This is a genomic window from Thioclava indica (assembly GCF_000714545.1).
Classification (GTDB): domain Bacteria; phylum Pseudomonadota; class Alphaproteobacteria; order Rhodobacterales; family Rhodobacteraceae; genus Thioclava; species Thioclava indica.
On record NZ_AUNB01000061.1, the window covers coordinates 1 to 8,660 of the forward strand.

Sequence of the window (8,660 nt, forward strand, 5' to 3'; positions counted from 1 at the left end):
GGCCACGGGAAAGGGGACCGTTCCCCGATCAATGATTTGCGCAACAACGCCCCACTGATCGCAACTGGTTCGGCTTTTGATCGAATTCATCCAGAATGATGTTCCTCGCCGAGCAAACGCATAACAGGGCGTTTGCTCAGCCACCTACAAGCGCGTCAGCGACCAGATGCCCGTTACCGACATTGCGCAACGCCATCCGCGCGGGACTGGCACCCAACTTGTAAATCGGGCTTGGGATTTCTGAGGCAAGACGCGCAACGGGCGGGCGAGAATAGGTCGGATCGGGCACCGGAACCGCAGCCATTAGGCGCTTGGTATAGGAATGGCGCGGATCGCCAAAAACCTGCGCCCGCGTGCCCATTTCGACGATCTGTCCCATATACATCACCGCCACCCGGTCCGAGATATTCTCGACCACCGCCATATCGTGGCTGATAAACAGATAAGCGATGCCAAATTCGCCCTTAAGCGCCTCAAGGAGATCAAGCACCCGCGCCTGCACGGACACATCCAGCGCCGAGACGCTTTCATCAGCGATGATCAGCTTGGGTTGCAGCGCGAGGGCGCGCGCGATGCAGATGCGCTGGCGCTGACCGCCGGAGAACTCGTGAGGGTAGCGATCAAGGTGATCTGGTGTCAGACCGACGCGTTCAAACAATTCTGCCACGCGAGCGCGGCGTTGCTCGGGGGTGGCGATATCATGAATAACCAACGGCTCGGCCACCAGATCGCCCACCCGCATACGCGGGTCCAGCGCCGCCATCGGGTCTTGAAAAACGATTTGAACATCGCGCCGTAACGCTTTCATGTCCTTGCCGTTTAGCCCACCCAACGTATGGCCCGCCACCTCGATACGACCCTGATGCGGCACCAGTCCGACAAGCGCTTTGGCAATGGTGGATTTCCCACAGCCTGACTCGCCGACAAGCGAAAACGTTTCGCCCGCGCGAATATCAAAGCTGACATTTTCAACCGCATGCACCCGGTGCGTGACCCGCGACAAGATCCCGCCACAAATGTCAAAGCGCACTTGCACATCACGCAGGCTGGCCACGATATCCGTTTGCGCATCGGCTGAACCGGCCCCGCTACCATCGCCCATGCGCGGCACGGCGGCCAGAAGATCGCGGGTATATTGGGCGCGCGGGGTGGCGAAAATATCGTTCACCGCACCTTGTTCAACAGCGCGGCCCTGCTGCATGACAATCACCCGCTCGGCCATCTCGGCCACCACGCCCATGTCATGGGTGATCAGGATAATCGCGGTGCCCATTTCGCGCTGCAGATCACGTAAAAGGTCTAGCACCTCGCGCTGCACGGTCACATCAAGCGCCGTTGTGGGTTCGTCAGCAATAAGCACATCGGGACGCAAGGCGAGCGCCATTGCAATCATCACCCGCTGACGCATACCGCCGGACAATTCATGCGGGTATTGGGACATCCTGCGCTCCGGCTCGGAAATGCGCACCGCTTTGAGCGCCTCAAGCGCGCGTGTCGCGGCCTCGCTCTTCGAGACCGGTTCGTGGGCGCGAATGGCCTCGGTCAATTGTAGTCCAATGCTCAGCACCGGATTGAGGGAGGTCATCGGTTCTTGAAAAATCATCGCGATGCGATCGCCGCGAATGGCGCGCATTTTGGTCTCGGGCAGCGCCGTCAGATCGGTGCCATTGAGCCTGATCGACCCGGCACTGACGCGCAACGCAGGTGGCGGTAACAGCCCCATGATCGCAAGCGATGTCAGAGACTTGCCAGATCCGCTTTCGCCCGCGATGGCGATGGTTTCGCCGCGCGCAAGGGTAAAGCTCAGATCACTGACCAAGGCTCGCTCGACACCCTCGGCGCGCACGGAAATCGTCAACCCCGAAACCTTTAGAACGGTCGGGGCGGCTTCTGAGGCCGATACGGCCTCAGACTGAACTGTAGGGGTCTGGTTCATTCGAAGACACATCTCGGGAAGTAGAAGCTGACGACCCAGTTGGGCATGTCGACGATTTCGGAGATCCGCAGATCGCCACAAGTCGAGACCAGCATATAAGCATCCACCGGCGCCATGCCGCGCTGCGCACACAGCAGATCGACCATGCCCGCCACCGCGTCGCGCGCTGCAGACATCAGATCGGGACCAATGCCCGTCGTGACCTCATAGCCCGCGCTGTCAAGATGACGCGTGACCGGGCCCGGCGTGGTGAAGCGGGGGAATTTCAGCGGCTCGTTCTTGATCAAATCAAAGCTGAGGACCGTGTTCATCGGGCTTTCAATCGCGGTGCCGCAGACCTCGCCGTCGCCTTGCGCGGCGTGGGTGTCCCCAACGGAGAACAGCGCGCCGTCGACCTCAACGGGCAAATACAGCGTGGTGCCTGCCGCAAGATCGCGGATATCAAGGTTACCCCCGACCCGGCGCGGCGGCACGATGGAAAGCAGCCCCGCATCGGCAGGCGCGACGCCGATGGTGCCGCAAAACGGCTTGAGTGGAACCTTCCCCTCACTTCCCCACAGCGCCTTATCAGGCGATGCGGCGTTATATTTCCAGATCGTCAGCGCCGGGTCGGTGAACTGATCGGCCAACAGCCCGAAGCCGGGAATATTTGCCGTCCAGCCCCAAGCGGAGCCCTCGGCCTCACGCGGGGTAAAGCTGTCGATTGTCACTTTCAGAACATCGCCGGGCTTGGCGCCGTCAATATAGATCGGCCCGGATACCGGGTTGATCTTGCCGAAATCCAGCGTTGCAACATCGGCCACAGTCGAAGACGGGCCAAGCTGGCCAGCCGAGCTGTCATGGCAGTGAAATTCGATAGTCGATCCCGGGGCCACCGTCTCGGCCGGGACAAGCGAATTGTCCCAACCGAAATGGTGTTGTGCGCCGTGGATCGTGTAGTCACAAGCTTTGCACATGGTGTCTCACTTCGTCACATAAACATAATCATAGTTGACCGGAATCGAGACCGGATCGACATACAAGCTGTCATCCCCGCCCATCCGTTCAGATTTCATCGTGTAGCGCTGCTCGTTGAAAACGGGCACCCAGGGGGCTTGCTCCATCACTTTCTCATAAACATCCGACCACATCGCCAGACGCTCGGGGTTGGCGGGATCAGTGTAGCTGTCGGCCTTGGTGGCCTCGGCGTCGATCTCGGGGTCGCAGAACTTGGACCAGTTCCAGCCGCCCTCACCCGCGCCCGCACAGCCCAGGATCGGGCCATAGAAGTTCGAAGGATCGGGGAAGTCGGCAATCCAGGCCATGCCGCCCGACCAGATCATCGGCGCTTTGCCCGCACCACCGGCTTCGATCACATTGGCCTGCGCCAGCGACTTGATGTCGGCACTGACACCGATAGCTTTCAGATCCTGCTGGATAGCTTGCGCGATGCGCGGGTTGGGATCGGTGTTCATCACATAAAGCTCGGTCGAGAACCCATCGGCAAATCCCGCCTCGGCCAGCAGTGCCTTGGCCGCATCGGCGTCAAACGCATAGCCTTTGTAATCCTTGCTATAGCCAGGCATCGTGGGCGGCAGCGGTTGGTTGGCCGGGATCGCACGCCCGTTGATCATCTGGGTGATACGCTGTTTGTTGATCGCCATGTTGACCGCTTCGCGCACCTTGAGATTGTCAAAGGGCGGCGTCTTGACGTTGAGCGTGATATAGCCGGTTTGCAGCTGACCGCCCTCGACCACACGCGCTTTTTCGGCGGGGTTCGACATCACCTCTTCGAATTTCGCGGGCGGGATACCGTCGCCGGGAACGTCGACTTCACCTTTTTGCAGGCGCAACAGCGCCACGATAGGCTCCTGACCGACTTCAAAGGTGATCTGGTCGAGATAGGGCACGCCTGCACGCCAGTATTCGGTATTCTTGGCAAAGACGAGCTGCTGGCCGATGGTCCAATTCGCCAGCTTATAGGCGCCGGTGCCCACGGGATGTTTACCGAAATCGGTCCCCCACTCCTCGACCGCCTCTTTCGGCACGATAGAGGCGAAATTCAGCGCCATCACATGCAGAAAGGTCGCATCGCGACGGCTGAGCGTGATCTTGACAGTCGCCGGGTCCACCACTTCGACACCGCTAAGTTCACTGGCCGACCCATCCGCCATCGCGTCATAGCCCATGATCGAGGCAAAGAAGCCCGCGCCGGGGGATTGCGTGACCGGGTTGGTGACGCGGTCCAGCGAGTATTTCACATCCTCGGCCGTCATTTCGCGACCGTTATGGAATGTCACGCCCGGACGCAGATGGAAGATAAAGGTCATGCCGTCATCGGAAACGTCGTAGCTATCGGCCAGCCCCGGACGCAGCTCGGTCGTGCCGGGAACATAGTCCATCAGCCCGTCAAACAGCGATTTGATCATCGACCAGTTCTGCCAGTCATAACCAATCGCGGGATCAAGCGTGGCCACGTCATCCTTGTAGGTGATGATGATATTGCCGCCGGGCTTGGCATTGGGGTCGGGCTGGTAGTCTTGCGCCAGCGCGGCACCGGCGAAGGACAGCGACACCGCCAGTGCGCTTGTCGTCAGCATAGTTTTCATCAGGCTCATTTTTCTCTCCGTCTGTTGAACGTTTCTTGCAGTCTTGCCCCGTTTTGCCGGGGTCGGGTTGCGATCAGCGCAGTTTGATGCGCGGATCGATGAAAGGGGTGATCATATCGGCAATCAGGTTGCCCAGCACGATGGCGCAGGCCGAAACCAGCGTGACGCCCATGATGATCGGGATATCCACGCGTTGGATCGCCTGCCACGCAAGCTGGCCAATGCCCGGCCAACCAAAGACGCTTTCGACGACGACGATGCCCGACATGAAGATGCCGATATCAATGCCGATCATCGCAATAATGGGCAAAATGGCGTTAGGCATGGCGTGCAGCACCAGCACGCGCGAACGGCGCAGCCCCTTGGCGCGTGCGGTGCGGATATAATCCGAGCGCAGCACGTCGATCATGCTGGATCGCATCATCCGGCTATACCAACCCGACCCCATGATCCCAAGCGTCAATGCGGGTAACACGAGATTGGAAAAGCTGCCATAACCGCCGATTGGGAACCAGCTTAGCTTGACGGCAAAGACATAGAGCAGCAACAGACCAACCACGAATTGCGGCGCCGACACCGCCACGAAAGAGGTGATCATCAGCGTCTGATCCAACGCGCCGCCACGCCGGATTGCGGCTATGATACCCAGTGTCAAACCGATCACCAGCTCAGCCACGATAGCGCCCAGCATCAACAACAGCGTTGCCGGCAAGCGTGCCATGATCAGCGTAGCGACATCCGTTTTTTGCAAGTAGCTGCGCCCCATATCGCCCTGCACCAGACCGACCAGATAGCGCCAGTATTGCACCACGAACGGTTGATCGAGCCCCAGTTGATGGCGGATATTTTCCACGGTTTGCGCGGTGGCGGACCGTCCGGCAATCTGGCGCACAGGATCGGCGGGCAGCACGTAAAGCAGGAAGAAGGTGATAAACGACACCCCCAGCAGGATCAGCGCAGCCTGGATCAGGCGGCGGGCTAGATAGGCCAGCATTACGAACGCCCCCTTTGTGTTGGATCAAGCACATCACGCAGCGCATCGCCCACAAGGTTGAAGGCCAGCGCCAGCAACAGGATCGCGGCACCCGGAATGAACACGAGCCAGGGTGCGGCCTGAAAATAGGTCTGATTTTCAAAGATGATATTACCCCAGCTTGGCGTGGGCGGCTGCACTCCGACACCAAGGTAGCTGAGCGTCGCTTCCAGCAGCACCGTCGTCGAAATCCCGAGTGTGCCCCAGACGATGATCATCGGCACGAGGTGGGGCAGGATATGGCGAAACAGAATGCGCGCCGTTCCTGCGCCCAGCGTCTTTTCGGCAGCGACGAATTCGCGCTCGGCCAGCGCCGAGGTCTCGGTATAGACCACACGCGCCGTTTGCACCCAGTTTACCAACGCAATCACCATCGCCACGATCCACAAAGAAGGTGTGAAAATCGCCGCAAGACAAATTGCCAGCAATAGCGCCGGAAACGCCATCATCAAATCGGTGAACCGCATCAGAACCGCGCCAATCCAGCCGCGAAAATAACCCGCTGTGACGCCAATCAAGGTGCCGATGATCAACGCCAGCCCATTAGCCACCACTCCGATAATCAGCGAGGTGCGCGCGCCATACAGGATACGCGAGAACAGATCGCGCCCCAACAAATCAGTGCCCAGCCAAAACTGCGCCCCCGGCGGCATCGGCGCGCCTTGCAGCGTGAGCCCATCAAACATTTGTTCTTGCGGCTGATAGGGCGCGATCCACGGCGCAAAAATCGCGCCGCCGACGACGACCGCAATCAGCACCAACCCCAACAGGGCCAGCTTGCGTCCCAACAAACGACGCCAAGCGCTTTGCGGTCCAGCCGCGCCCTTAGCCAAGGTCAGATCGGTCATTTGCACCCCCTTGCGCATCGTGGCTGGCGACAACGCGGCGCGCACCATCTTCAAAACTCACGCGCCACGCCATCGCCATCTGACGTAACTGGTCATAGGCCTCGGACTCGGATTTGCCGCGTGCGGCGAGCAACGTGACGGCACGCACGACGGTTTGGCGCTCATCAAGGCGGCGGCGTAGATCGGCGATTTCAGCAGATAAGGACTGGCGCGCCTCAAAGGCGATGCGCGCAATCAGGAGCGCCGAATAGGCCCCGCCATCGCCCACAGGTTTGAGTAGCTGCGCATGTGCGCCCGCCTCAAGAGACCACTCGATGCGCCCGGGCGCTTCGGAGCCGATCAGCGCAATCATCGGCATCGGGCTTTGCCCTGTTGCCCAGGGAAATTGCGCGTCATACCCTTGATCGGCATCAAAAAAGACGAAATCTGCCGACAGCGCTTCGGCAGGCAGTTCGGGCCAGCACTGAACCACCTCCAGACCGATTGCGCGCAATTGGCGTTCGAGCGCTTGCAGCATCGGGTGGGGGCGGTGCAGCACATATGCGCGCGCCCCGCCCAGAACCGGAATTTGGATGCGCCGCGTCATGACACCACCCGCAGGCCCGAAGCCCCTTGCAAGATCGCCTCGCGCCCATGTGCGAGGTAAGGATCGCCCGCCACCGGCGCAAAGCGTTCACGTGGGACGAATGCACCTTTTTCGACCTGCGCGATCAGCACGGGCAACTGCGTGTGATGGGTCGCCAGATCGATCCCTTCACTGCCGCCGGGCGCATGGGCCAAAAGCTGCGACAGGCTTTCCCGCGCCGCCCCTGCATGTCCCGACAGCAAGCGCACCAGCCGATGCACCGCTAAATAGGCAGCCGCCTCATGCGAAGAGCCAAAATTCTGCCCGCCATCGGGCCAGCCCTGCACGCCACGAAAATACGGTCCCGCCGCCACCAGCCCTTCGGCGGCATCGGGGTGGATCGCGGGCAATTCGCATTCGGTCAGGTTGCACGACAGGATCGGACACGTCTCGGGGCGGAAATGCGCATCCTCCTGACCCAGACGGTAATAAGCCTCAAGGAACGCGTATTGCGACGGACCAATTAGATTGTTGAGCACGAAATCGGGACGTGTGGCGCGGATCTCGGCAATCAGGCGCTCGATCTCCAGCGCGCCGAGCGGCAGGTAACGCTCGCCCAGCACCTCGCCGCCCGCACCCGAAATCACCTCACGTGCGAGGCGGTTCATCTCCCAGCCCCAGATGTAATTCGACCCCATCAGGTAGCCCCGCCGCCCCAGCCGCGCAAAGGCCCAGCCCAGCAGCGGCAACAGGTGCTGGTTCGGGCAGGCATGGGTGTAAACCACGTGATCGGAGGCCTCGAACCCCTCGTAAGGAATCGTATACCACAGAGTGCCGCCTGCGCGTTCAAGGGTCGGGATTACCTCTTTGCGGCTCCATGAGGTAACGCAGCCGATCACGTGACGCGCCGAACTGTCGCGCAAAATTTCCTCGCAAAGCGGGCCGTAAGCATCGGCATTACCCTGTGGGTCGCGCTCGACAGCAACGAAGCTAAGCGGCATATCGGGATCGGCGTTGATCTTGGCGATCGCACCCAGAACACCGCTGCGACAGGCCTCGGAGATCAGCGAATAGCTTCCCGATCGCGAGTAAAGCAAACCCAGTTCAATGCGTTCTTTCATGACGTTCCTTCGACTTGTCGAAACCCCGAAAATGCAAAACGCCCCGCTGACGAACCGCTAAAAAGCGGTGTCAAAGCGAGGCGCAAATGCCGTTCGGACCTTTCCGATGTGTTCCTAGCGTGCCACTTCGGTAAGCCCGGAAACAAGGGGCAAAATCACAAACGAGTGTGTAAGTTGCGCCTGCATGAGAGAAAATAGCGCAATTGCATAATTTTTAATCTGATATGGTTATTTTTGCATCAAATGCCGACCCGTCAAACTGCGCACCACTCAGCCCACGCTACCGTAGGAATTACACCACGCGCTGGGACGCTACCCTTCCAGACACATCCGCAAAGCCCTCATACGGTAAACTCTGCCGCGCCTGTGATGTCTATTATTTAACAGATTTCGTGCTGGCTGGGATTGCGTCCTCTTGGCGAGTTCTTGTGGCGCGAAGGTTGGAGTTCACTGCTCGACGCTGCGAGCAATCAGAATCGTCCTGATGCACTAGAGCACGCGTTTCGCGAGCAATGCAGAGTTCAGTTCGTCACCAAAAAAGACTAGCTGTTTGATCCCACGGTTTGATG

Annotated in this window: 7 protein-coding genes; all 7 read right to left on the reverse strand. The window is 59.7% G+C overall.

Translation table 11 applies throughout. The features are described 5' to 3' along the window. Positions 1-136: 136 nt before the first annotated feature. The 7 genes from DT23_RS14985 to DT23_RS15015 all read right to left on the reverse strand — a co-directional run bounded on the left by DT23_RS14985 (position 137) and on the right by DT23_RS15015 (position 8,091). On the reverse strand, positions 137-1,936 hold the full coding sequence (locus DT23_RS14985) for an ABC transporter ATP-binding protein (RefSeq protein ID WP_038132512.1): 1,800 nt from the start codon (positions 1,934-1,936) through the stop codon (positions 137-139). Next, entirely contained in the window at positions 1,933-2,892 is a 960-nt protein-coding gene (locus tag DT23_RS14990; protein ID WP_038132513.1) for an acetamidase/formamidase family protein, read from the reverse strand. Before DT23_RS14990 ends, DT23_RS14985 begins: the two co-directional genes overlap by 4 nt. 6 nt (positions 2,893-2,898) lie before the next feature. Then, positions 2,899-4,524, reverse strand: a complete 1,626-nt coding sequence (locus DT23_RS14995; RefSeq protein WP_038132520.1) for an ABC transporter substrate-binding protein — start codon at positions 4,522-4,524, stop codon at positions 2,899-2,901. A 73-nt stretch (positions 4,525-4,597) separates the two neighbouring features. Beyond that, a complete protein-coding gene (locus tag DT23_RS15000; protein WP_038132514.1) occupies positions 4,598-5,518 on the reverse strand; it encodes an ABC transporter permease in 921 nt (306 codons plus the stop codon). Beyond that, the gene (locus DT23_RS15005; protein ID WP_038132522.1) at positions 5,518-6,405 is read right to left on the reverse strand and encodes an ABC transporter permease; all 888 of its coding nucleotides are present in this window, start codon (positions 6,403-6,405) and stop codon (positions 5,518-5,520) included. Before DT23_RS15005 ends, DT23_RS15000 begins: the two co-directional genes overlap by 1 nt. Then, positions 6,383-6,991 carry an ANTAR domain-containing response regulator gene (locus DT23_RS15010; RefSeq protein WP_038132515.1) on the reverse strand — a complete coding sequence of 203 codons (609 nt, stop codon included), beginning with the start codon at positions 6,989-6,991 and terminating at the stop codon, positions 6,383-6,385. Before DT23_RS15010 ends, DT23_RS15005 begins: the two co-directional genes overlap by 23 nt. Then, complete coding sequence (locus DT23_RS15015) at positions 6,988-8,091, reverse strand: transporter substrate-binding protein (RefSeq protein WP_038132517.1); 1,104 nt, start codon at positions 8,089-8,091, stop codon at positions 6,988-6,990. Before DT23_RS15015 ends, DT23_RS15010 begins: the two co-directional genes overlap by 4 nt. Positions 8,092-8,660 lie beyond the last annotated feature (569 nt).

Bases quoted from the DNA above. Each gene is read 5' to 3' on its own strand.
- DT23_RS14985 (WP_038132512.1), bottom strand. From the start codon at position 1,936: ATGAACCAGACCCCTACAGTTCAGTCTGAGGCCGTATCGGCCTCAGAA.
- DT23_RS14990 (WP_038132513.1), bottom strand. From the start codon at position 2,892: ATGTGCAAAGCTTGTGACTACACGATCCACGGCGCACAACACCATTTC.
- DT23_RS14995 (WP_038132520.1), bottom strand. From the start codon at position 4,524: ATGAAAACTATGCTGACGACAAGCGCACTGGCGGTGTCGCTGTCCTTC.
- DT23_RS15000 (WP_038132514.1), bottom strand. From the start codon at position 5,518: ATGCTGGCCTATCTAGCCCGCCGCCTGATCCAGGCTGCGCTGATCCTG.
- DT23_RS15005 (WP_038132522.1), bottom strand. From the start codon at position 6,405: ATGACCGATCTGACCTTGGCTAAGGGCGCGGCTGGACCGCAAAGCGCT.
- DT23_RS15010 (WP_038132515.1), bottom strand. From the start codon at position 6,991: ATGACGCGGCGCATCCAAATTCCGGTTCTGGGCGGGGCGCGCGCATAT.
- DT23_RS15015 (WP_038132517.1), bottom strand. From the start codon at position 8,091: ATGAAAGAACGCATTGAACTGGGTTTGCTTTACTCGCGATCGGGAAGC.